We start from the raw sequence: 23,341 nt of genomic DNA, 5'->3' as shown, positions 1-23,341 counted from the left end.
CCGCCTTTCACGACCGGCCCACGCCGGTGAGGTCCAGGGACTCGGAGATGTAGTTCGCGGGCAGTCCGGTGATGCCCTTCTCCGCCACCATCAGGTTCGGCAGCAGGAACAGCCAGTCGGCCGCGGCGTCCTTGGACAGCAGCCGGGCGGCCGCCTGCATGGAGGCGACCTGCTCCTCCTGCGTGCCCTCGTCCGCCTTCTTCAGCAACGCGCGGAACTCGGGGTTGTCGTAGCGGGTGTAGTAGGTCTTGTCCCCGAACACCGTCTCGATGTCGCGCGGCTCCACGTGGGCGATGATGGACATGTCGTAGTCGGCGTTCTTGAACACGGTGGTCAGCCAGGCGGCGGGGAACTCCAGCTGGTCGAGCTTCACCTTGAACCCGGCCTGTTCGAGCTGGCTCTTGACCACGGTGCCGCACGCGGTGGCGTACGGCAGCGTCGGAAGCCGCAGCCGCAGCGTGGTGCCGGCTTCGCCGGACTCCTGAAGGAGCTGCTTGGCCTTGTTGCGGTCGAACGGATAGTCGTTCGTGAGGTCCTGGTACCACGGGTCGGTCGGCGGGACCATGCTGCCGATGAGCTTGCCGCGGCCTGCCCAGCAGGTGTCCACCAGGGCCTTGTGGTCGATGGCGTAGCGGACCGCCTGGCGGACCTTCGGATTCTTCAGCGGGCCCGAGCCGTTGTTGAAGGACAGGACCACCTCGCCGTTGGTCGAGCCTTCGATGACCTCGTACTTCGGGTTGTTCTGGAACCGGTTCAGAGCGTCCGGGGGCTGGAACGTGCCGATCACGTTGATGGTGCCCGTGAGCAGCGCGTTCTGCATGGCCGTCGGGTCCTTGAAGTACTTGAGGACGACCGACGCGAAGTTCGGTTTGCGCCCCCAGTAGCCGGCGTTACGGGCCAGCGTGATCGAGTCGCCGCGGGTCCAGCTCTTCACCACGTACGGGCCGGTGCCCACCGGCTCGGTGGCCAGCTTGTTCACGCCGGTCCGGCTGAACATCGCCCCGACGCGGGTGGTCATCCAGTACAGCCAGTTGTTGTCCGGGTCTTTCAGGGTGACCTTCAGTTCGGTGGGCGACGCCGCCTGAACCGTGTCGACGCCGTCCATCCGGGACTTCAGCGCTATCGTCCAGTCCGACTTGACGCGTTCGATGGAGAACTTGGCGTCCTCGGCCGTGAACGGTGCGCCATTGCTGAACTTGGCGTCCTTCACCAGCTGGAACGTGTACGTCTTGCGGTCCTTGGACATGCTCCACGACGTGGCCAGATCGGGCTGTATCTTCCCGGACTGGTCCACCTTCACCAGGTTCTCGTAGACGTTGTAGAGCAGTGCCTGCGGAATGGCGGCGCCCTCGCTCTTGGTGAAGTCGAGGCTGGACGGCTCGGCGATGAGACCGATCTTCAGGGTGTCGCCGGCGGAGCCGCCGGTGCCGTTTCCGGTTGCCGTGGACCCGGCCGAGCAGGCCGCCAGCAGCAGGCATGCGAGCGTGGCCGCGACCGTCCCGATGTGCCTCGTCAGCTGCTTGTCATGTCTCAATGTTCTACCCCTGGCTTTCCGTCGCCCGGTATGACGGCGAGCCGCACGACCTTGGTGTCCCGCGCCATGGACGCCACCTTTCGCCATGACTGGCCTGACCAGTAAACTCACTTGCCAGGTACCAAAGCGACTGAAGCTGTTCTTGTCAAGGCTTCGAAGCGCCGGTTGGTCGCGACCGAAGGAGAGTGCGGGTGCTCACGGAACAGGGCCTGGCCGCGATGCCGGCCGTCGAGATGGTGGCCGGATTCGCTGACCGCACGCTGTCTCCCGTCCAGGTCCACGACGCCGTCCAGTCGGTGATCGAGGCTCGCGAGGGTGTGCTCAACGCGTTCTGGACGCAGGATCCGGACGAGTCCCGCAAGGCGGCTCTGGCCAGCGAGGCCCGATGGGCTGCGGGGGAACCGCTCGGGCCCATCGACGGCGTGCCGGTGACGCTGAAGGAGAACATCGCCCGCAGGGGCATCCCCATGACCTCGGGCAACGCGGGCGTCGAGCCGGTCGTCCCCGAGATGGACGCGCCCATCACCGCACGGGTCGTCGAATCCGGTGGGGTGATACTCGGGTCGACCGTGATGCCGGACTGGGGCATGCTCTCCTCCGGGGTCTCCAGCCGGCACGGCATTTCGCGCAGCCCCTGGAACGCCGCCTGGACCACGGGCGGTTCCAGCTCCGGCGCGGGGGCCGCGGCCGCCGGAGGGTACGGTCCGCTCCACGTCGGCACCGACATCGGGGGATCGATTCGGCTGCCGGGCACCTGGCTGGGCCTCGCCACGCTCAAGCCCAGCTACGGGAGGATCCCGCTCGACACCCCGTACCTGGGACGCAACGCCGGCCCCATGACGCGCACCGTGGCGGACGCGGCACTGTTCATGCGGGTCCTGAGCCGGCCGGATCCCCGGGACTGGTCAAGCCTGCCGCCGCAGGACATCGACTGGTCGGCGCTGGACGGCGATGTGCGCGGACTGCGGGTAGCGGTGCACCTGGACGCCGGCTGCGGGGAGCCGTGCGACGCCGAGATCCTCGCCGCGGTGGGCCGCGCCGCCGAGGTCTTCGAAGCGGCGGGAGCCGTCGTGGAGCCGGTCGAGCCGTTCATGAGCCAAGATCTTCTGGACGACCTGGATCTGTTCTGGCGCGTGCGGTCCTGGAACGACTTCCGCGAGCTGGCACCCGAGGCCAGGCTGCGCGTCCACCCCTACATCGTCCAATGGTGTCAGGAGGGCGCGGACGTGCCGGGCACGACGGTGCTCCAGTGCTACCAGCAGATCATGCGCATCCAGGCGCAGACCGTGGCGGCGACGGTTCCATACGATCTGGTGCTCTCGCCGGTGGCACCGGTGGCGGCGTTTCCCGCCGAGCGGCCGATGCCGTTCATGGGGGACGGGAAGACCATGTCCCACATCGGCTTCACCGCGCCGTACAACATGTCGGGACAGCCCGCGGCGACCGTCAACTGCGGCTTCACGGCGGACCGTCGCCCCATCGGGGTGCAGATCGCGGGCCGCCGCTTCGACGATCTCGGCGTCTTGAGGGCGGCTGCGTGGTACGAACGGAACCGGCCGGCCGAGGCCGTTCCGCATTGGCCGGACGGCACTCCAGGGGCGCCCACCGGGGAGAAGACTACAGAGGGGAAGAAACCGTGAGCGAGGGGGCGCAGTTCCAGCAGGTCTCGCCGGTACGGCTCTACCAGCGCATCGTCGAGCAGATCGAGCAGGCGATCGTGCGGGGTGACCTGAAACCCGGTCAACGGCTGCCGAGCGAGCGAGAGCTCGTAACGCAGTTCGGCGCGAGTCGGCCCACGGTGCGGGAGGCCTTGCGCGTGCTGGAGAGCAACGGCCTCGTCCGCTCGCGCCCGGGTGACCCGAACGGCCCGGAGATCCTGCCGTTCTCGTCGGCCGGCCTGACCAAGGAGATGACCCGGCTCGTCCAGTTCGACAACATGTCGATGGCCGAGCTGATCTCGTTCCGCATGATCCTCGACGGGTCGGCGAGCCTGCTGGCGGCCCGGCTGCGAACCGAGGAGGAACTGTCCTCCATGGAACGGACGCTCGCCGCCATGTCGGACGCGATCGAGGCAGGGTACGGGCAGTTCAGCAAGGCGGACGTCGCATTCCATGAGGCGGTGGCCCGGGCCGGCCGCAACTCCCTCATCGAGGTCTGCAACCAGGTGGTCCGCGGCGCCGTCCTCTCGCTGATCTCGGACAAGGTCGCCCATGCGCGCAACAGCACCGCGCTCATGCGGGAGTCGCTCCACCACCACCAGGAGGTGCTCGAGGCGATCCGGGTACGGGACGGCCTGGCGGCGGCACGCATCTCGCGGCGCAATCTCTACGACTACTACGCCGGCTACGTCCCCGAGAACGAGCAGGGGCTATTGCTCGCACTCCTGGACGACGAAGAGACCTGAACTCCACCACGCCCTATGACGGCCGTGGCCGGCCCCGCGTCCACGCGGGACCGGCCACACCGTTGAGCCGGCGGGCTCACACCTGCGTGTTGATTTCGGCGGCGGCTCGTTCGCCGGAGGCGACGGCGGCGTTGAGGGTGGCGTTGTCGACGTCGGTGTGTTCGCCGGCGAAGTGGATGTTGCCTTCCTGGACGGCTTCGTAGCCGGCGAAGGTGGTGTACTGGCCGACCTTGTAGAAGTGGTACGCGCCTTGGTGCCAGGGGTCCAGTGACCAGTGGTCCTCATAGGCCTTGCCGTTGTAGGCGGCGGTGGTGCCGGGGAAGACGTTTTCGATCTGATCGAGGAACCAGGTCACGTCGGCGGCAGGAGCGGGTCCGTGGGCGGCGCCGGTGAGGGTCGTACGGGCGACGTCGCCGCCGGGGAAGTTGACCAGGAGTGCGGGGGATCCGTTGGCGCCGAGGTCGACGGAACCGTCCCACGCGGTCTGGTATCCGCTGGGGCCGGTGTTGCTGACGCCGTTGAAGCCGGCGCTCGGCCAGGTCTTCTCGGTGAGCTGGAGGACGAGCTTGGCGTTCTGCCCCATGCCCTGCTGCTGGATGGCGGTGGTCTTGAGAGAGGACAGCCCGGCCTTGGTGAGGTCGACGTTGCGGAGCGTGGCGAAGGGCAGGGCCAGCACGACGTGGTCGGCCTGGACGCAGACGGTGGTGCCGCCGTTGTTGAACGTGCAGGCGTAGCTGCCGTCGGTGTTGCGGGCGAGGGCGATCAGTTCGTACCCCTGCCGTACGGTCCCGGAGGGCAACTGGGCGAGCATGCCGGTGACCAGACCGTCGTTGCCGCCCGCGATGTGGTACTTCTCGTCGAATCCAGGGCCGCCGTCGAAGGTGGAGGACGCGCCGAGGAAGCCGATCATCCCGACCGCCGACGCCTCGTCGGGGCCGCCGCCGCTCTGGAGCTGGATGGACTCGATGAGCTGCGTCAGGGGGGCACCGGAGGACAGCCCGATGGAGGAGAGGTAGTCCAGGCAGGACATCTGGTCGAGTTGCCGCGCGGCGGGAGTATAGGCGTTGTAGCGGGGGGTGCCCATCGCGGTGTAGGAGTTGTGGAACGCGGTGTAGGCGTCGGCGGTCCAGTCGCTCTGCTGCCGGGTTCCGTTGTACGGGGCATTGTTGATCCAGCCCGCGTAGTCCCCCTTGGTCAGTTCTCCTCCGTTGGCGAACTCGGTCTTCAGCCCGAGCGATTTGGCCAGCGCGAGCGCGGCGGTGTCGGTGGAGCTGATGAACGATCCGCCGTGTTCACTGACCTGGCCCGCGTCGTAGAAGCCGCGCAGCGACCAGCAGCGGCCGCCGATGTGCGTGGTGTCAGCGTCGTAGACGGTGCTGGCCAGCGGTCGTGCCTGGTTCCACAGTAGATGTGCGCAGCGTAGACCGGCCAGTCCCCCGCCGATGATGACGATGCGCGGCGCCGTCGCCGCCGAGGCTCTGGCCCGGCTCGTGAGCGGGGCCACGAGCGCGCCCGCGGCGAGCGCGGTCGCACCGCCCAGGAGCGCGCGGCGGGAGAAGCGGCGCTCAGGCGAGGCCGACTCACGACGCCGTTCGTCGCGTTCGCCGGCGAGTTCGGCGACCGGGATTCCCCGGCGGCGGGACTCGGCCTCGAGCGCGAAGGCGTTCCGCAGCGGGTCGGGCAGACCGGAGCCGGTGATCGGGCGGGAGGGAGGCGTGGAGCGCATGGGGGTTCCTCCAGGTGCGGCGGAGTAGCGGGCCCGGCAGGGGCCCGACGGCCGAATGGAGGAGAGTGAAACCCGGACCAATCACTGTTGTCAACACTGTTGCGCCATCTCGGCCCCGAGCATTCCGCCATCTCAGTCCCGAGCGGCGGCGTGTCCGTCGGGTCGAGCACGTCTCCCTTCGGCACACCGCTCGATGGCCGTGATCAGGGCCTCCACGCGAGCGTGGTAGATCTGGTCGTCGGCGACCGTGGCGAGTTCGTCGCCGAGCCGGGTGATGTGCGGGAAGCCGTCCGGGTCGACCAGCCGGTACTCCTGGGTCCACGACGACTCGTCGCCCTCGCGTGCCGTTTGGTCCAGCAGCAGGTAGGCCGCCCGCTGCCCCACGAACGCCAGGATCGAGTCGCCGACCATGCGGTAGTGGACGACCGCGTCCATCCCCTCGAGACCGGCCTCGGTGACGGCTCCCAGGATCAACTCGACCACCCGGAACTCATTGGCGCGCCGCGTCGTACGGCTGGTCATCAGCGAGCCGACCACGGGGTACTTCAGTGCGACCCGCAGGGACTCGGCGGCCAGCCCCCGCAACCGGTCCTTCCAGCCGAGCCCGGCCGGGATGCCGTCAAGCACCTCCCCCAGCGTCCGGTCGGCGACCGACAGCAGCAACTCGTCCTTGTCTCGAAAGTGCCGGTAGACCGCGGTCGGGTCGGTGCCCAGCTCCTCTCCGAGTCGGCGGACGGTGAAGGCGTCGGCGCTCCCGCGGGCCGCGATGCGCAGGCTCGCCTCGATGATCGCCTCACGGTTGAGCTGGCTTCCCGACCGCTTGGTGGGCCGGGACCGGGGCTGGCGTTGTACGGGCTTGGTCATGGTGGCCGCAGTGTAACAAGTCGGAAACGAGAGAGCGCAACACAGTTGACATCGGCATTGCGCTACGCGTTCACTCCCATATCACCGCAGTTGAGATGCAGAGAGGGGCGCGAATGCCGAGCTCAGCCGACCTGGTGTTGAGGGGAGGCCGGATCTTTGCTGGAGGCGAGTCCCGGCCGGCGGCCGTCGCGGTCGCCGGCGGCCGCATCCATGCCGTCACGGCTGACGCCGAGGGACACATCGGGAGGAACACCGAGGTCGTGGACCTGGCGGGCGGTCTGCTGGTGCCGGGTTTCCAGGACGCTCACAACCATGCGGCGTTCGCGGGCGTGCAGTTGCTGCGCTGCGACCTGTCCGGCGAAGCCGATGCCGCCGGCTACCTGCGAAAGGTGGCCGCCTACGCGGCCGCCCACCGCGAGGCGGCCTGGATCCAGGGCGGCGGCTGGTCGATGGACGCCTTCCCCGGAGGAGTCCCGACGCGGCACATGCTCGACGAGATCGTCCCGGACCGCCCGGTGATGCTCACCAACCGCGACGGTCACGGCGCCTGGGTCAACACCAGGGCGCTGCAACGGGCCGGGATCGACCGCGACACCCCCGACCCCGGCGACGGCCGGATCGAGCGGGAGCCCGACGGCACCCCGGCCGGCGTCCTCCAGGAGGGCGCCATGGGCTTGATCTCCGTCCCCGCCGCCACCCGAGAGGAGGGTCGACTCGGCCTGCTGGCGGCACAGCGCTACTTGTTCTCGCTCGGCGTCACTGCCTGGCAGGACGCCAATATCGGCACATATCCTGGCAACTCAGATAATTTCGACACATATCAGGCAGCCGCCGAGTCCGGCGAGCTTCGGGCGCGGGTGGTCGGCGCGCTGTGGTGGGACCGCGAACGCGGCCTGGAACAGATTTCCGAGCTCCTGGAACGCCGCCACGCCGCCCACGGGGCACGGTTCCGAGCGACCACCGTCAAGATCATGCTTGATGGGATCGCCGAGAACTTCACCGCGAGCCTGCTGGAGCCCTACCTGGACGCGTGCGGCTGCCCCACCGTCAACGAGGGGTTGAGCTTCATCGAGCCCAGGCTTCTGGAGGAGGCCGTCACCCGCCTGGACGCGGAGGGTTTCCAGATCCACTTCCACGCGCTCGGTGACCGCGCCGTACGCCAGGCCCTGGACGGGCTGGCCGCCGCACGCGACGTCAACGGCCCGAGCGACAACCGGCACCATCTGGCCCACCTCCAGCTCGTTCACCCCGACGACCTGCGCCGCTTCGCCGAGGTCGGCGCCGCCGCGAACATCCAGGCGCTGTGGGCCGCCCACGAGCCGCAGATGGACGAGCTCACGATCCCCTTCCTCGGTCCGGACAGATCCCGGCTCCAGTACCCTTTCGGGGACCTTTTGCGGGCGGGAGCCCGTCTGGTGGCCGGCAGCGACTGGTCGGTGAGCAGTCCCGATCCGCTGGCGGCCATCCACGTCGCGGTCAACCGTGCCCAGTACGGCCACGACCAGAAGCCGTTCTATCCCGAGCAGTCACTGACCCTCGCCCAGGCGATGACGGCCTACACCGAGGGCAGTGCCTGGATCAACCACCTCGACGCGGTCACCGGGACCCTGGAGGCCGGCAAGTACGCCGACCTGGCCGTCCTGGACCGCGACCCGTTCGCCGGACCCCCTGAGGAGATCGGCGCAGCCCATGTCCGCCGCACCTACGTCGAAGGTCGTCTCGTTCACAGTGAGGACCCGCAGTGAAGCACCATCTCAAGACCTCGGCGGTACTCGCCCTCGCCGCGCTGACCGCCGCCTGCAGCGGCACTGCCCGCTCCAACGGCAAGACGACCACGTACCAGCTGACCGCCTCGACCGGCACACCCCGCGCTGACCTGAACTCCTTCACCTGGTCGATCTACGCCGAGCCGACCTCCATCGACTACGCCCAGTCCTTCGACTACCCGCCCAACCAGATCCTGGCCAATGTGTGCGAGAGCCTGCTGCGCTGGAAACCCGACCTGAGCTATGGGCCCGCCCTGGCCAGCGGCTACAAGAACCCGACCCCGACCACCTGGGTGTACGACATCCGGCCCGGCGTGCGCTTCCACGACGGCACCAGGCTCACCGCCGACGACGTGGTCGCCTCCCTGCGCCGTAACCTCGACCCGCAGGTGGCCAGCGTCTGGGCCACGGCGTTCCGCAACGTCAAATCGATCGCCAAGTCCGGCCCGCTCCAGGTCACCGTCACCCTGAAGCAGCCCGACTCCGCCTTCAACCAGTACATGGCCACCGCCCCCGGCACGATCGAGTCCGCGGCGACCCTGGCCAAGGACGGCAAGGGGTACGGAAGCCCGCAGAAGGGGGTGAACTGCACCGGCCCGTTCAGCTTCGGCTCCTGGACGCCCGGCCAGTCGATCGTCCTCAAGCGGTTCGACGGCTACTGGGACCCGACGCTGAAGGCCCACTCCGGGCAGGTGAAGTTCGTCTTCATCCCCGACCCGACGGCCCGCATCAACGCCTTCCAGAGCGGTGAGGTCGACGGCGGATGGATGCTGCCGCCCGCCTCGTTCAACCAGTTGAAGAAGGGCCTGTACTTCGGCCGGTCCACCACCGTCGCCGACGAGGTGGTCTCCAACCTGCACGGCCCGCTCGGCGACCCGCGGGTGCGCCAGGCGCTGCTCATGGCCACCGACCGCAAGGGCCTCATCAGCTCGGGCGCGGGCGGGGTCGGCGAGGTGGCGAACTCCCTCGTCACCCCCAACAACTGGAACAACGCACCGGCTTCAATCCGCGGTCAGGTCTCCACGGCCTCTCCGACGTATCCGTACGACGTCGCCAAGGCCCGCGCCCTCGCCAAGCAGGCGGGCGTCAACGGACAGCAGGTGGTCATCGCCACCAGCCCGCTGGACACCCAGACCACCATCGCCACCCAGGCCGTCGCCCAGGCCGCCACCGCGATCGGCCTCAAGCCGAAGATCGACACCATCTCCACCGACAAGTACACGGCGCTGTTCACCGATCCCGCCGCGCGCAAGGGCATCGACCTGTTCGTGACCTTCTGGTACACCTCCATCACCGACCCGCTCGACATGTACGTCTCGCTGCAGACCGGCTCCTACAGCAACTACGGTGGCTGGTCGAACGCCGCCTACGACCAGGCGATCGACCAGGCCATCGCCGCCTCCGACCCCACCGCCAAGGCGCAGGCGACCGCCCGGGCGCAGCAGATCGCCCTGCAGCAGCTCCCCTGGCTGCCGCTGTACTCCGAGCCGGTCAGCCTCTACCTCGGACCGAAGATCACCGGCGTGGCCCCCTCGATCAACTACCTGTACTACCCCTGGGCCGCGACGATCGGGGCCAAGTGATCCGCCGGCTCGCCGGGATGGCCGCGACCTTGCTGGTCACGTCCTTCCTGGTCTTCGCCTCCCTCTACCTCGCGCCGGGTGACCCGATCGCGTTCCTGGTCCGCGGCCGTAGCCCCAGCCCCGCACAGCTCGTGGCGCTGCGAGCCGAGTACCACCTGAACCAGCCCTTCCCGGTCCGCTACTTCGACTGGCTGGTCGGGGTGCTGCACGGCGACTTCGGGCGGTCCTACCTGTTCAACGAGAGCGTCGCCGCGGTGATCTGGTCGCGGCTGCCCGCCACCCTGCTGCTGATCGGCGTCTCGACCGTGCTGATCCTGGGCGTCGGGGTCGGCGCAGGCGTGATCGGCGCGCTGCGGCGGGGTCGCCTCGTGGTCGTACTGGTGACCGTCGGGGCCGCGATCCCGTCATTCACCGCCGCGATCGTGCTCCGCTCGGTGTTCGGCGTACGGCTCGGCTGGTTCCCGACCGTCGGCAACGGCTCAGGAGTGCTGGACGAGCTCCACCACGTGATCCTGCCGTCGGTCGCGCTGGCCATCACCTTCATGGCCCTGGTCACCCGGGTCACCCGCTCGGCGATGCTGGACGAACTGGGGCGTGAACACGTCGAGGTCGTCCGCAGCCGCGGTCTGCCCGAGGCGACCGTCATCCGGCGGCACGTGCTGCGCAACGCGCTCGGCCCGATCGTCACCGTCTCCGGTCTGCTGGTCTCCGGTCTGCTGGTCTCCACCACGATCGTGGAAACCGCCTTCGGCATGTCGGGGATCGGATCGCTGCTGGTCCAGTCCGTGGAGAAGATGGACTTCCCCGTCGTCCAGGCCATCGTGCTGCTGGTGGTCGGCGCCTTCGTGGTCGTCAACACGCTCGTGGACCTGCTGTACCCGCTCATCGACCCCCGGGTGCGTGCATGATGATGACCCGCATCTGCCTCGTCGTCCTCGGCCTGTTCGCACTCGGCGCGGCCCTCGCTCCATGGATCGTCCCGTACGACCCCACCATCGGCGAGCTCGGCGACACCTTCGCCGGGATCAGCCCCACGCACTGGCTCGGCACCGACCAGGGCGGCCACGACACCCTCTCCATGCTGCTCGAGGGCAGCCGGACCAGCCTGGTCGCGCCGCTGCTCGTGGTCGTCCTCTCCACCGTCGGGGGAACCGCGATCGGACTGGCCGCCGCCTGGCGCGGCGGATGGCTCGACACCGTGGCCGGCCGCGCGCTGGACGTGGTGTTCGCCTTCCCCGCGCTGCTGCTGGCGATCCTGGCCGTCGCGCTGTTCGGCAAGGGACTGTCGGCACCGGTGATGGCCATGGTCGTCGCCTATCTGCCCTATACCGCCCGGCTGGTCCGCGCCCTCACCGCGCAGGAGAAGGTACGGCCGTACATCGCCGCCTACCAGGTCCAGGGGCACTCAGCCCCCTACATCGCCCTCACCCGGCTCCTGCCCACCATCGCCCCGACCATCCTGGCCCAGTCCACGGTCAACTTCGGCTACGCCCTGCTCGACCTGGCCGCCCTGTCCTTCCTCGGTCTCGGCGTGCAGCCACCGGCCCCTGACTGGGGAGCGATGATCAACCAAGGACAGGCCGCGGTCCTCGAAGGCCACCCGCTGTCGGCGATTCTGCCCGCCCTCACCGTGGTCGTCGTCGTGGTCGCCGTCAACATCGTCGGAGACCATCTCGGCGACCGGCTCGCCCTCCGGGAGCCCCGATGACATCCCTGCTGGACATTGACGCCCTGAGCGTCACCCTCCCGTCGATGGCCCGCCCGATCCTGGACGCGGTGAACCTGACCGTCGAAGCGGGCGAGGCCGTCGCCCTGGTCGGCGAGTCGGGCTCCGGCAAGTCGGTGACCGCCCGTTCGGCCCTCGGCCTCTTCCCATCCGGCGCTTCGCGCTCAGGCGCGGTACGCGTCGACGGCACCGATCTGGTGACCGGGTCACCCGCCGAGATCCAGGCGGTTCGGTCCGGCATCGCGTCGATGGTCTTCCAGGACCCCCGGGCCGGGATCAACCCGGTCCTGCGCATCGGGGACTTTCTCACCGAACCGCTGCGCAGGGTCCACGGCGCCTCCCGCGCCGAGGCCGACGCTCGTGCACGTGAGTTGCTGACCGCCGTAGGACTGCCCGACCCCGCCCGGCTCCTGCGGCAGTACCCCCACCAACTGTCCGGCGGCATGCTGCAGCGCATCATGATCGCCTACGCGCTGACCACCGACCCCAGGCTGCTCCTCTGCGACGAACCGACCACCGCCCTCGACGTCAGCACCCAGGCCGAGATCATGGCCATCCTCGAGCGGCTCCGCCGCGAGCGGGACCTGGGGCTGCTCCTCATCACCCACGACCTGGAGCTGGCCACCGCGGTCTGCGACCGGGTGTACGTGATGTACGCGGGACGCATCGCCGAGTCCGCGCCGTCCACCACGCTGCTCACCGCACCACGCCACCCGTACACCATTGGCCTGCTCGGCTCCGCGCCGCCCTTGACCGGACCCCGGGACCGGCTCCGCCCCGTCGCCGGAACGCCGCTGAGCCTGCGGGAGGCCGCGCCGGGCTGTGCCTTCTTCGCCCGGTGCGCGTTCGCGCAGTCCGGCCGCTGCGACACCGCTCCCCCACCGCTGGAACACCACGGCGACGGTGACGTCGCCTGCCACCGCGCCGAGGAAATCTCATGACCCCGCTGCTGGAGGCCGCCGGCCTGCGCAAGACCTTCGGACCCGTCGTGGCCGTCGACGACCTCTCCTTCACCCTGCACACCGGAGGATCCCTCGGCCTCGTCGGCGAGTCCGGCTCCGGCAAGACCACCACCGCCCGGATGCTCGTCGGGCTCGAACATCCCGACGAGGGCCGCATCCTCATCGAAGGCCGGCCGCTCACCCGCACGGCCCGAGGACGCGACGCCCGCATCGCCCGGGCCAAGTCCATTCAGATCGTCTTCCAAGATCCATATCTCTCCCTCGACGGGCGGGTCACCATCGGCCGCATGCTCGACGATGTCCTCCGTCTCCACCGCCACCCCGACCGGCCCGCGCGGATCCGCGAACTACTGGCCCAGGTCGGCCTCGGCGAACGCGAAGCCGACGCGCTCCCGCGGCAACTGTCGGGCGGACAACGACAACGCGCCGCCATCGCCCGAGCCCTCGCCGTCGAACCCAAGATCATCATTCTCGACGAAGCCGTCTCCGCGCTCGACGTCTCCGTCCAGGCCCAGATCCTCAACCTGCTCGCCGACATCCGCGCCACCGCCGACATCGGCATCATCTTCGTCAGTCATGATCTCGCCGTCATCCGCTACCTCTGCGACGACGCCATCGTCATGCACCGCGGCAAAGCGGTCGAACACCAATCCACCGACGGCCTCCTCACCGCACCAGAGCACCCCTACACCCGCCTGCTCCTCAACTCCATCCCCCACCGAGGCTGGGACCCCGACCAGATCTCCCGCCAACGACGAGCCCTTACCCACCCCGGCAGCAGGTGACGGCATGGATCCCGCACGAGCGCTCAGCGACGCACAGCCCGCCCCGTACTGGCTCGACGATCCCGGCCGGCCGTCGGCTCGGCCCGCCCTGGTCGGTGACACCAGGTGCGACCTGCTGGTCGTCGGCGGCGGCTACAGCGGGCTGTGGACGGCGCTGATCGCCAAGGAACGCGACCCATCTCTCGACGTGGTCCTCCTCGAGGGTCAGGAGGTCGGATGGGCGGCCTCGGGACGTAACGGCGGCTTCTGCGAAGCCAGCCTCACTCACGGCTTCGAGAACGGACTGGCCCGCTGGCCAGGCGAGCTCGCCGAGCTGGAACGCCAGGGCCGGGTCAACCTTCAGGCGATCGAGAGCACGATCAAGCGCTATGGCATCGACTGCGAGTGGGAGCGGACCGGGTCGATCAGCGTCGCCACGCGGCCCCACCAACTCGCGGGGCTGCGCGAGAGTGCGCGGGCCGCGGTCGAGCACGGGCTCGAGCTGACCTTCCTGGACGCCGACGCGCTGCGCTCACGCGTCGACTCGCCCACGTTCCTCGGCGGTCTCCTGGACCGGAACGGCACCGCGATGGTCCACCCGGCCAAGCTCGCCTGGGGCCTCAAGGCGGCGTGCGTCTCTCAGGGGGTCCGGATCTTCGAGCGCACCCGAGCCCTCGGACTGACCGCGGACGGCTCGGGCATCGCCGTCCGGACTCCGTACGGCGAGGTCCGGGCCCGTAAGGTAGCGCTCGCCACCAACGCCTTTCCCTCGCTGCTTCGGCGGGTGCGCCCCTACCTAGTTCCGGTGTACGACTACGTGCTGATGACCGAGCCGTTGCCCGACAGGCTGCTCGCCACGGTCGGCTGGCGCGGCCGGGAGGGACTCAGCGACAGCGCCAACAAGTTCCACTACTTCCGGCTCACCGCCGACAACCGCATTCTCTGGGGTGGCTACGACGCCGTCTACCACTACGGCAGCCGGCTGGCCACCGAACTCGACCAGCGGCCCGCCACCTTCCGCACCCTGGCGCGCAACTTCTTCCGTACCTTCCCGCAGCTCGAGGACGTGCGGTTCACCCACGCATGGGGCGGGGCGATCGACACCTGCAGCCGGTTCTGCGCGTTCTTCGACACCACCCACCAAGGCCGGGTGGCCTACGCGGCCGGTTTCACCGGCCTCGGCGTCGGTGCCACCCGCTTCGGGGCGGAGGTCATGCTCGACCTGCTCGCAGGCGAGCCCACCGAGCGGACCGCGCTGAAGATGGTGCGGAGCAAGCCGTTGCCCTTCCCACCGGAACCTCTGCGGTGGGCCGCCATCGAGATCACCACCCGGTCGCTCGACCGCGCCGACCGCCACGGCGGACGCCGCAACCTCTGGCTGCGCGCACTCGACCGGTTCGGCCTCGGCTTCGACTCCTGACCACAGCGGCGAAGACCAACCGGCCGTTGTGGCCTCGGTCATGGCCGGGTGCTCGCCGAGGGGCGGCGCGGTCGCGGTCGCGGTGATCGCGCAACGCGCAGGCCACGACGCGCCGCCGCGCGTGGTTCAGCGCACGCCCCAGGCGTAGGTCTGCTTGCGCAACTTGAGATAGACGAAGGTCTCGGTGCTGACCACACCGTCGATACCACGGATGTTCTTGGTCACCAGTGCGAGAAGACGTTCGTCGGACTCGCAGACGACCTCCGCGATGAGGTCGAAGGAGCCGGCGGTGATGACGACGTAGTCGACCTCGTCCATCGCGGCGAGTGCGTCGGCGACGGGCCCCGGGTCTCCGGCCGTTTTGATCCCGATCATGGCCTGTCGCGTGAAGCCGACCTCCTTCGGGTCGGTCACCGCCACGATCTGGATGACGCCGCTGCCGACGAGCCGTTGAACCCGCTGCCGGACCGCGGCCTCTGACAGTCCGACGACCTTGCCGATCGCACCGTACGGACGACGACCGTCCTGCTGCAGTTGCTCGATGATCGCCTTGGAGACGGCGTCCAGCTCGCCGCCGCGTTCGTTCGATGCCGACTGGGCTGACATGGGGGAATCCTAGTGTCGCGGAACCCGCGTCGAGCGCGCCCGTGGACGTGGCGCGGAGCACGCTCGGACGCTTGCGGCTCTGCTCAGATCCGCTTCCACGCCTCGGTCAGGGTCGCGCGCAGGATCTGCTCCATCTCGTCGAAATGCGCCTGATCACAGATCAGTGGCGGCGAGAGTTGCACGACCGGGTCTCCACGGTCATCGGCCCGGCAGTACAGGCCGGCGTCGAGGAGCGCGTGGGAGAGGAAGCCGCGAAGCAGGCGTTCGCTCTCGTCGTCGTCGAAGCTCTCCCGCGTGGCCTTGTCCTTGACCAGTTCGATGCCGTAGAAGTAGCCGTCTCCGCGCACGTCGCCGACGATGGGCAGGTCCAGCAGCTTCTCAAGGGTGGCCCGGAAGGCCGCCTCGTGCGCGCGGACGTGCTCGTAGACGCCCTCGCGTTCGATGAGATCGAGGTTGGCCAGCGCGACGGCCGTCGACACCGGGTGCCCGCCGAAGGTGTAGCCGTGCGCGAACATGGTGCCGTCGCGCAGGAACGGCTCGGCCAGCCGGTCGCTGGCGATCATCGCGCCGAGCGGCGCGTAGCCCGAGGTGATGCCCTTGGCGCAGGTGATGATGTCGGGCTGGTACCCGTAGCGTTCGGCGCCGAAGGTGTGACCGAGCCTGCCGAAGGCGCAGATCACCTCATCGGAGACGAACAAGACGTCGTGCTCGTCGCAGATCTGCCGCACCCGTTCGAAGTATCCGGGCGGTGGCGGGAAACAACCGCCCGCGTTCTGGACCGGCTCCAGGAACACCGCCGCCACGGTGTCGGGCCCCTCCTGCTCGATCGCGACGCCGATCTGATCCGCGGCCCACCGGCCGAACGCCTCCGGGTCGTCACCGAAGACGGGCGCACGGTAGATATTGGTGTTGGGGACGCGGAACGTGCTCGGGACCAGCGGCTCGAAGGGCGCCTTCAGCGCGGGCAGCCCGGTGATCGACAAAGCTCCCTGCGTGGTGCCGTGGTAGGCGACCGCACGGCTGATGACCTTGTGCTTCGTCGGCTTGCCCACCAGTTTGAAGTACTGCTTGGCGAGCTTCCAGGCCGACTCCACCGCCTCGCCTCCCCCTGAGGTGAAGAAGACCCGGTTGAGGTCGCCGGGGGCGAGACCGGCGAGGCGCTCCGCCAGCTCGATCGCGTTCGGGTGGGCGTAGGACCAGAGTGGGAAGAACGCCAGTTCGGCCGCCTGCTTGGCGGCGGCCTCGGCGAGTTCGGCACGGCCGTGACCGACCTGGTTCGTGAACAGGCCGGCGAGCGCGTCGAGGTAACGCTTGCCGTTCGCGTCATAGACGTAGGCGCCTTCACCGCGCACGATCACGGGCACCGGCGACTCGGGCCCGTACTCGCCCATCTTGCTGAAGTGCAGCCAGAGATGGTCTCGCGCCGCCCGCTGCGACTGTTCGGTGGCGGTCTGATGCAGCGTCATGGTTACCCCTGTTCATCTCACGTAGGTAGCAGCAGTGTGCACACCAAACCTCGACTCGGTCAACGATATTCGTTGCATTCATGGCTGATCACAACTAGATTCGTTGCCGTTGGATACGACAACAGAGGAGAAGATCCGTTGCCTGTTCAGACCCGCCGCCTGCGGAACTTCGTCAACGGCGCCTACGTCGACGCGGCCGACGGCCGTACGACCGGGCTCATCAACCCCGCCACGGGTGAGGTGTTCGCCGAGGCGGCGCTGTCGGGGCGCGCCGACGTCGACGCCGCGTTCGCCGTCGCGGCCGCCGCCTTCGAGAACGGGTGGCGCGACACCACGCCGGCGGAGCGGCAGATCGCGCTGACCAAACTCGCCGACGCCATCGAGGATCGCGCGGCCGAACTCGTGGCCGCCGAGGTGGAGAACTGCGGCAAGCCCGTTCAGGCCACCATGGATGAGGAGATCTTCCAGGTACTGGACGCGCTCCGCTTCTTCGCCGGCGCCGCCCGCAACCTCGAAGGCAGAGCCGCGGGAGAGTACCTGGCGGACCACACCTCCTGGATCCGCCGCGAGCCGATCGGACCGGTCGGCCAGATCACCCCGTGGAACTACCCCATGGCGATGGCTGCGTGGAAGATCGGACCGGCGCTGGCCGCCGGCAACACCATCGTGCTCAAACCGTCCGACACCACTCCGGTGTCGACGCTGATGATCGCCGAGATCGCCGCCGAGTTCCTACCCCCCGGCGTGTTCAACGTGATCACCGGAGACCGCGGCACCGGCCGCACGATCGTCGAGCACCCGACCCCGCGCTTGATCTCGCTCACCGGCTCCACGCGGGCGGGCATCGAAGTCGCCCGGGCCGGCTCGCAGGACCTCAAACGGCTCCACCTCGAACTCGGCGGCAAGGCCCCGGTCATCGTCTTCGACGACGCCGACATCGAAAAGGCGGCCGAGGGCATCGCCGGCGCCGGATACTTCAACGCAGGGCAGGACTGCACCGCGGCCACCCGCGTGCTCGCCGCACCCGCCGTTCATGACGAACTGGCGGCGGCGCTCGCCGAGAAGGCCGCCGCGACCATCACGGCAGGTCCGGACGACCCGGCGGCCTACTACGGCCCGCTCAACAACGCCGGCCAGTTGGCCAGGGTCAGCGGCTTCCTCGACCGCGCCCCCGATCACGCGAAGGTCCTGGCGGGAGGCTCCCGAGTCGGCGACACCGGCTACTTCTTCGCCCCGACCGTCATCTCCGGACTCCGGCAGGGCGACGAACTCGTGACCGACGAGATCTTCGGACCTGTCATCACCGTGCAACGCTTCGACGACGAGGACACGGCCGTCGCGTGGGCCAACGCCGTCGAGTACGGGCTGGCCTCAAGCGTGTGGACCCGTGACCACGCACGAGCGCTGAGGGTATCGCGACGACTCGACTTCGGCTGCGTGTGGATCAACACCCATATTCCGCTCATCGCCGAAATGCCACACGGCGGCTTCAAGCATTCCGGGTACGGCAAGGACCTGTCGGCCTACAGCTTCGAGGAGTACACCCGTGTCAAGCACGTCATGAGCTATCTCGGCTGATCACGCAGGTCGTCATCCCGTGATGGCTGCGGTGAGCTCGTCGCGTCCGCTGGTATTGGTTTTGCGGAACAACGATTTCAGGTGGTCGTTGACGGTGTAGAGGGAGATCCCGAGGCCGCGGGCGATCTGTTTGGGGGCGGTTCCCTCGCAGAGCTTTTCAAGGATGGTGCGTTCGCGGGAGGTGATGGAGTACCAGGCTGTGAACGCGGGCAGCAGCAGTCCGCCGGTAGCCGCCTGGATGACCACGGCGACGTCGCCGGTGCCGTCGTCGGTCAGGGGTTGTGCGTGGATCGCCACCCAGCGCCCGGCGTAGGACGCGGGCATGCAGGCGACCGGGAGTGGCCGCCCAGGGTGAGAATTGCGGGCGGCGAGTGATACCTCGCTGGCGATCGCGGTGGCGGCCCACTCGCCGGAGATCGCTGCGGGCAGCCGTAGTTCGCGCAGCCATGCTCGTGCCTGTGGGCTGACCGCCCGTACGGCATGGTCGGCGCCCACCATGATGATCCCCGGTGCCAGGTCGGGCCTGGCCCCCTGTGGGGGGATGGCCGTCGCGTGCCCGCGCACGACCGCGATGAGCGGCTGGGCCAGTCGCAGCAGCGCCCGCTCGTCACCGGCCCCGAAAGGGCGGCCGCCTTCTTCCCGTAGCAGCGAGATCATGCCCCACACGCCGCGCCCATCGCGCAGGAGCATCCGCAGTTCGCTGCCTACTCCGTGCGCTGAGAGAACCCTCTGCGCCAGGGTTGCCGGCGCGGAAGGGCTGATCACGCCGATGGGCGTACTGAAGCGGGCCAGCTCATCGGGACTGTACGGGTCCTCGCCGAAGTGCAGGTTGAGCCGCTGGGCCAGGCGGAGCGCGGGGTCCGCCCGATGCCAGAAGCCGAGGGAGGCGATGCCGGTCGCCGGATTCATCCCATTGAGGTTGAAGGAATCGTGCGGCACCACCGCCGCGATGGTCTGGGACAGGAACTCGCCTAACTCGTCGGGGCTGAGGCCCGGCCGGGCTCCGGCGCGAAGCGATTCTCCCAGTCGGAACAGAACATCTCCCACGAGGCGAGTGTCTCGCAGGGGATGCCTTACCGCGACCGAGTTACCGGTGGCCATCCCGAGATTTGAGGGTGTCCCGGCTCGGGTCGGGTGGTCCACACTCGGCGGAGCGTACCTGGTTGCAGGTCGGCTAGGCGGGGGTGAGGCGAGGATGATGGAGCCAAGGTGCTGGTCGCGAAGGCTGCTGGTCATGGCGGTCTGCGGGTGGCTCGGGCCGGCGGGCGTCTTCGGGGCGAGGCCCGCCGAAACCGCGACCATGCCGGGGGATGAGTCCCTTGTGCAGACGGGCTCCGGGCCGGTGCGCGGTGTCCTCGCCGACGGATACCGCGCCTTCTACGCCGTCCCGTACGCGGCGCCGCCAGTGGGTGAGCTGCGCTGGCGGCCACCGATCCCTCCCCGGCCCTGGGCACAGGTCAAAGACGCGAGCAGGCCCGCCCCGCGCTGCCCGCAGACCGCGCTCGCCGGAAGGGATCCCGCCGATCCGGGCAGTGAGGACTGCCTCTACCTCAACGTCACCACCCCCCGCGCCACCGGGCCCCACCGGCCGTGGCCGGTCATGGTCTGGCTGCACGGCGGATCGTTCGCCACCGGTTCTGGCGGTGCCTACCGACCACAGCGACTCGTCACCGGCGGGAACGTTGTCGTGGTCACCCTCAACTACCGGCTCGGGGCGCTGGGATTCTGGGGCTACCCGGGGCTGGGCTCCTCGGCGACCTTCGGGTTGCTGGATCAGCGCGCGGCCCTGGACTGGGTACACCGCAACGCTTCGGCGTTCGGTGGCGACGCGCGCAACGTCACCCTCTTCGGCCAGTCCGCCGGCGCGCTGAGCATTTGCGCGCACCTCACCTCAGCCCAGTCCGCGGGCCTGTTCCACCGGGCGATCCTGCAAAGTGGCGCGTGCACCACGAGCACGCCCCCGCTCGGTCCGGGTCAGGTCACCGCCACCTCGATCTGGACTCGCCGTACGGACGCCGAGAAGAGCGGTACTGCCCTCGCCGAGCGCCTTGGCTGCGTGGACAAGGCCACCGCGCTCGCCTGCATGCGCCGGATCCAGCCGGCCGACCTGCTGAAAGCCACCAAGAACGCCACCTGGGGGCCGGCCTACGACACGCCGATTCTGCCGGTCAGCCCGGACCAGGCGCTGCGCGCAGGCCACTTCCACCGGATGCCCGTACTGGAGGGGCACACCCGCGACGAAGCGCGACTGCTCGCCGCGCTCACCCTGCCCAGGCCGATCACCACCGCCGAGTACACCGCACTGGTGGTCCGAGCGTTCGGCACGAACGCGGGCAAGGTCGCGGCCCAGTACCCGCCGGGCCGGTACCCCTCACCGAGCCTGGCCTGGGCCGCCCTCCTCACCGACCGGATATTCGCCTGCCCCACGCTGACCGATGAGCGCCTCTTCGCGCGAGCCGTACCCGTCTTCGGCTACGAGTTCGCCGACCCTGACGCCCCGCGCATCTACCCGTTCCCCGACTGGATGCCGCCGGGCGCCTACCACGGTTCCGACCTGACCTACCTGTTCGACCCCGCCGAGGCCGACCGGCTGACCCCGGAACAGCGCGAACTTGCCGCCGCGATGACCGGCTACTGGACCCGGTTCGCCGCCACCGGCGACCCGAACACCAGCCGGTCACCGCGCTGGCCACGAATCAGCCTTGATCGGCCGATACGCGCGCAGGCGTTCATGCCCGGAAAAGATGGCATCACGCCCGTGGATCCGGACATCGAGCACCACTGTGGCTTCTGGGCACGAATGTTCTGAGGAGCTGGCTCGGTCAGGTTGCGGCGTCAGTGGGTGTGCGGTCGGTGGCCGTGCTCCTGGTGTCGCCTGATTTGGCGTCCTGGAATGCCTTGAACCAGCCGAGGTCGGTGTCCGGCGGGTAGGCGGTGCAGTAGCGCCAACTGATCCCGGCCGCCTGGAGCCGCTCGGGGTAGGTGGTCCACCGGAACGACTTGGAGTGATTGTCCACAACCGGGCCACCGAGCTTGCCATCGGGGTCGATGGTGCCGCTGATCGCCATCACTCGGTTCGGGTGCGTCGGGCCGAACACCGAGCAGAAATAGTTGTCGCAGACGGTGAACGCGTCGGCCAGCGCATAGTGAAACGGCAGGTCATCACGCGTGTAGTAACCCATCGTGAACGGACCTCGAACCTCGCCGTCCGCGGCGCGATGCGTCGGCACCCAGTTGTCCATCCGGCCGTTGTTCCACGACAGGTGCTGGGCCTTCCACGAATGGTCGGTGCCGTAGGCCTTGATGGCGTTGGTCGTCTTCGTGTCGTTGTGGAACGGCAGCAGGTAGCCGTCAGGGTGCTCGGGATCGGGCTGGTGGAAGACCGATCGCCCGGTCGACAGAGTGATCGCCCTCGGATCATCGAAACCGCGTACGCCTTTGAGCGTGCCGAAATAGTGGTCGAACGAACGGTTCTCTTGCATCAGGATCAAGACGTGCTCGATCTGGTCGAGCGATCGCAGCCGCTGTTCGGGCGCCGCGAGCGCCTTCTTCATCGATCCTGGCAGCAGCGACAGTCCCGCAGCCCCAGCCGCCGCCGTGGTCGCCGTTCCCAAGAGCCTACGCCGAGTGATTCCGTCGGACTGGTCTTCACGCACGCCGAACTCCTCTTACCGGTTGGGCTTCCTGCGGCACAGTGCCGATAAGGGATTACTTCAGGGTGAAGGGCGGCCACAGATCCCGTGAACGGCGTCCGTGCGAGTGCCGTCGTCGGTCTCAGGCGATCCCGGGCAGGAGCGCCGCGGACCAACTGAAGTCGGTGGAGTTCAATGGCTGTCCGGTCGTGAGCGAGCGCGGGCGAGGATTCCGGTTCGCGCTGATGAGCGCACAGGCGTTCCGCGACCTGACCACGATCGTGGCCCACGCGCGGGCACCTGAACAGGATTGTGACCCGCAGTCATGCGTGTCCTGAACAGGACACCCTGCGATCTCCCAGTGCCTGCCAAGCGTCATAGTTTCCATGAGGAGACTTCTCGCCGTTTCCACGGCGGTTGCCGCGGGGGCTTTCGCCGTGCCGGCCGTCGCCTACGCGTACACCAGCGGCAAGCTGCCGACCTGCACCGCCACCTTCACGAACCACCCCGAGAACTCCTCACCGCCGTGGGCTCTCGACGCATTCACGCGGACGACCACGTTCGCGCCGGGCAGCACCGACGGCACGTGGACGGTGCACATCCGCGACGCCGGGCACTTCACGACCGTACCGGGAACGAAATCCGACTCCGGCGACACGATCGTGAACAAGGTGAAAGGCCGGTTCAACGGCAGCGGCGACTACACGGTGACGAGCACGACCGCGCCTCACTGCGTCGATGGCGAGCAGTACGACGGCACCGCCGACCCCTCGACCGGTCAATGGCCGCTGCATTACTTCGACAAGGCCGCGACCACGACCGGGATCAACCCGTGGCGGTGGGTGTATCGGACGTACTGCGAGCGGATGGTCGAGGACTCCCAGTACGCGCATGTGCAGGGAAGTATCGCCGGGAAGGACTGCCCGCAGCCGACCCCGACTCCGACGCCGACGCCGACCGCGGACTCTCCTGAGCCGTCTCCATCGGACAGCGATCCGGAGCCGTCACCGAGCGACACCACGTCTTCCCCGGCAAGTGAGGCTCCTGCGGCATCCCCGGTGACGAAACAGCCGAAGTTCACTGGCTGACCGCAGACGGCAGAGAGCTCCGCTCCCCCACCGCACGCGGATCCATCATCTGCCCACGCATCCCGCCGCCCCATGTTGTACTAGGTCCTGTCTGACAATTCGGTGTGGCGGAGCCACAAGATGAGACTGGCCAGCAGTAGCCCTGCCCGGTAGCGGCTGGCCAGCTTGTCGAACCGAGCGGCGATGGCGCGGAACTGTTTGAGCTTGTTGAAGCAGCGTTCG

19 protein-coding genes are annotated in these 23,341 nt (G+C 68.7%); 12 read left to right on the top strand and 7 right to left on the bottom strand.

The genetic code is table 11. The features are described from left to right. Window positions 1-7: 7 nt before the first annotated feature. Window positions 8-1,534, bottom strand: a complete 1,527-nt coding sequence (locus AB0I04_RS50295) for an ABC transporter substrate-binding protein (protein ID WP_360902376.1) — start codon at window positions 1,532-1,534, stop codon at window positions 8-10. A 191-nt stretch (window positions 1,535-1,725) separates the two neighbouring features. Between AB0I04_RS50295 and AB0I04_RS50290 the strand changes: the two genes are divergently transcribed. Together AB0I04_RS50290 and AB0I04_RS50285 are read left to right on the top strand one after the other, a co-directional pair. Next, a complete protein-coding gene (locus tag AB0I04_RS50290; protein WP_360902373.1) occupies window positions 1,726-3,174 on the top strand; it encodes an amidase in 1,449 nt (482 codons plus the stop codon). Beyond that, window positions 3,171-3,938, top strand: coding sequence for a FadR/GntR family transcriptional regulator (locus AB0I04_RS50285; RefSeq protein WP_360902370.1), 768 nt, complete (start codon window positions 3,171-3,173; stop codon window positions 3,936-3,938). Before AB0I04_RS50290 ends, AB0I04_RS50285 begins: the two co-directional genes overlap by 4 nt. A 76-nt stretch (window positions 3,939-4,014) precedes the next feature. Here AB0I04_RS50285 and AB0I04_RS50280 read toward each other — a convergent pair whose 3' ends face one another. Both AB0I04_RS50280 and AB0I04_RS50275 read right to left on the bottom strand, forming a co-directional pair. Then, window positions 4,015-5,664 carry an NAD(P)/FAD-dependent oxidoreductase gene (locus AB0I04_RS50280; RefSeq protein ID WP_360902367.1) on the bottom strand — a complete coding sequence of 550 codons (1,650 nt, stop codon included), beginning with the start codon at window positions 5,662-5,664 and terminating at the stop codon, window positions 4,015-4,017. Window positions 5,665-5,796: 132 nt separating this feature from the next. Beyond that, complete coding sequence (locus AB0I04_RS50275; RefSeq protein ID WP_360902364.1) at window positions 5,797-6,528, bottom strand: helix-turn-helix domain-containing protein; 732 nt, start codon at window positions 6,526-6,528, stop codon at window positions 5,797-5,799. A 113-nt stretch (window positions 6,529-6,641) separates the two neighbouring features. On the opposite strand from AB0I04_RS50275, the gene AB0I04_RS50270 reads away from it, so the two are divergent. From AB0I04_RS50270 to AB0I04_RS50240, 7 genes are read left to right on the top strand one after another with little or no spacing between them, the layout of a single operon-like run. After that, window positions 6,642-8,273, top strand: coding sequence for an amidohydrolase (locus AB0I04_RS50270; protein ID WP_360902361.1), 1,632 nt, complete (start codon window positions 6,642-6,644; stop codon window positions 8,271-8,273). After that, window positions 8,270-9,877: an ABC transporter substrate-binding protein gene (locus AB0I04_RS50265; protein ID WP_360902358.1), complete on the top strand. Its 1,608-nt coding sequence runs from the start codon at window positions 8,270-8,272 to the stop codon at window positions 9,875-9,877. The genes AB0I04_RS50270 and AB0I04_RS50265 overlap by 4 nt, the downstream gene beginning before the upstream one ends. Beyond that, window positions 9,874-10,785, top strand: coding sequence for an ABC transporter permease (locus AB0I04_RS50260; RefSeq protein WP_360902355.1), 912 nt, complete (start codon window positions 9,874-9,876; stop codon window positions 10,783-10,785). The genes AB0I04_RS50265 and AB0I04_RS50260 overlap by 4 nt, the downstream gene beginning before the upstream one ends. Next, complete coding sequence (locus tag AB0I04_RS50255) at window positions 10,782-11,585, top strand: ABC transporter permease (protein WP_360902352.1); 804 nt, start codon at window positions 10,782-10,784, stop codon at window positions 11,583-11,585. The genes AB0I04_RS50260 and AB0I04_RS50255 overlap by 4 nt, the downstream gene beginning before the upstream one ends. Beyond that, window positions 11,582-12,544 (top strand): ABC transporter ATP-binding protein, encoded by a 963-nt coding sequence (locus AB0I04_RS50250; RefSeq protein ID WP_360902349.1) that lies wholly within the window; start codon window positions 11,582-11,584, stop codon window positions 12,542-12,544. Before AB0I04_RS50255 ends, AB0I04_RS50250 begins: the two co-directional genes overlap by 4 nt. Continuing rightward, the gene (locus tag AB0I04_RS50245) at window positions 12,541-13,350 is read left to right on the top strand and encodes an ABC transporter ATP-binding protein (RefSeq protein WP_360902346.1); all 810 of its coding nucleotides are present in this window, start codon (window positions 12,541-12,543) and stop codon (window positions 13,348-13,350) included. Before AB0I04_RS50250 ends, AB0I04_RS50245 begins: the two co-directional genes overlap by 4 nt. A gap of 4 nt (window positions 13,351-13,354) precedes the next feature. After that, window positions 13,355-14,749, top strand: coding sequence for an FAD-dependent oxidoreductase (locus AB0I04_RS50240; RefSeq protein ID WP_360902343.1), 1,395 nt, complete (start codon window positions 13,355-13,357; stop codon window positions 14,747-14,749). A 126-nt stretch (window positions 14,750-14,875) separates the two neighbouring features. Here the strand turns inward: AB0I04_RS50240 and AB0I04_RS50235 are convergent, their stop codons facing one another. Beyond that, window positions 14,876-15,355: an Lrp/AsnC family transcriptional regulator gene (locus tag AB0I04_RS50235; RefSeq protein WP_360902340.1), complete on the bottom strand. Its 480-nt coding sequence runs from the start codon at window positions 15,353-15,355 to the stop codon at window positions 14,876-14,878. An 83-nt stretch (window positions 15,356-15,438) separates the two neighbouring features. Next, the gene (locus AB0I04_RS50230; RefSeq protein WP_360902337.1) at window positions 15,439-16,821 is read right to left on the bottom strand and encodes an aspartate aminotransferase family protein; all 1,383 of its coding nucleotides are present in this window, start codon (window positions 16,819-16,821) and stop codon (window positions 15,439-15,441) included. Between the two features lie 138 nt (window positions 16,822-16,959). Here AB0I04_RS50230 and AB0I04_RS50225 point away from each other — a divergent pair, with 138 nt between their 5' ends. Next, window positions 16,960-18,399, top strand: coding sequence for an aminobutyraldehyde dehydrogenase (locus AB0I04_RS50225; protein ID WP_360902436.1), 1,440 nt, complete (start codon window positions 16,960-16,962; stop codon window positions 18,397-18,399). A 12-nt stretch (window positions 18,400-18,411) separates the two neighbouring features. Here the strand turns inward: AB0I04_RS50225 and AB0I04_RS50220 are convergent, their stop codons facing one another. Continuing rightward, a complete protein-coding gene (locus tag AB0I04_RS50220) occupies window positions 18,412-19,446 on the bottom strand; it encodes a helix-turn-helix domain-containing protein (protein WP_360902334.1) in 1,035 nt (344 codons plus the stop codon). 148 nt (window positions 19,447-19,594) lie between these two features. On the opposite strand from AB0I04_RS50220, the gene AB0I04_RS50215 reads away from it, so the two are divergent. Beyond that, window positions 19,595-21,208 carry a carboxylesterase family protein gene (locus tag AB0I04_RS50215; RefSeq protein WP_360902331.1) on the top strand — a complete coding sequence of 538 codons (1,614 nt, stop codon included), beginning with the start codon at window positions 19,595-19,597 and terminating at the stop codon, window positions 21,206-21,208. 13 nt (window positions 21,209-21,221) lie between these two features. Here AB0I04_RS50215 and AB0I04_RS50210 read toward each other — a convergent pair whose 3' ends face one another. Continuing rightward, the gene (locus AB0I04_RS50210) at window positions 21,222-22,055 is read right to left on the bottom strand and encodes an alkaline phosphatase family protein (RefSeq protein WP_360902328.1); all 834 of its coding nucleotides are present in this window, start codon (window positions 22,053-22,055) and stop codon (window positions 21,222-21,224) included. Window positions 22,056-22,417: 362 nt separating this feature from the next. On the opposite strand from AB0I04_RS50210, the gene AB0I04_RS50205 reads away from it, so the two are divergent. Next, entirely contained in the window at window positions 22,418-23,119 is a 702-nt protein-coding gene (locus AB0I04_RS50205; RefSeq protein ID WP_360902325.1) for a hypothetical protein, read from the top strand. Window positions 23,120-23,341: the final 222 nt, after the last annotated feature.

Origin of the sequence: Actinoallomurus sp. NPDC050550, from assembly GCF_040655075.1 — a bacterium.
Lineage (GTDB): Bacteria > Actinomycetota > Actinomycetes > Streptosporangiales > Streptosporangiaceae > Actinoallomurus.
This window is presented reverse-complemented; position numbering and strand designations above follow the sequence as displayed.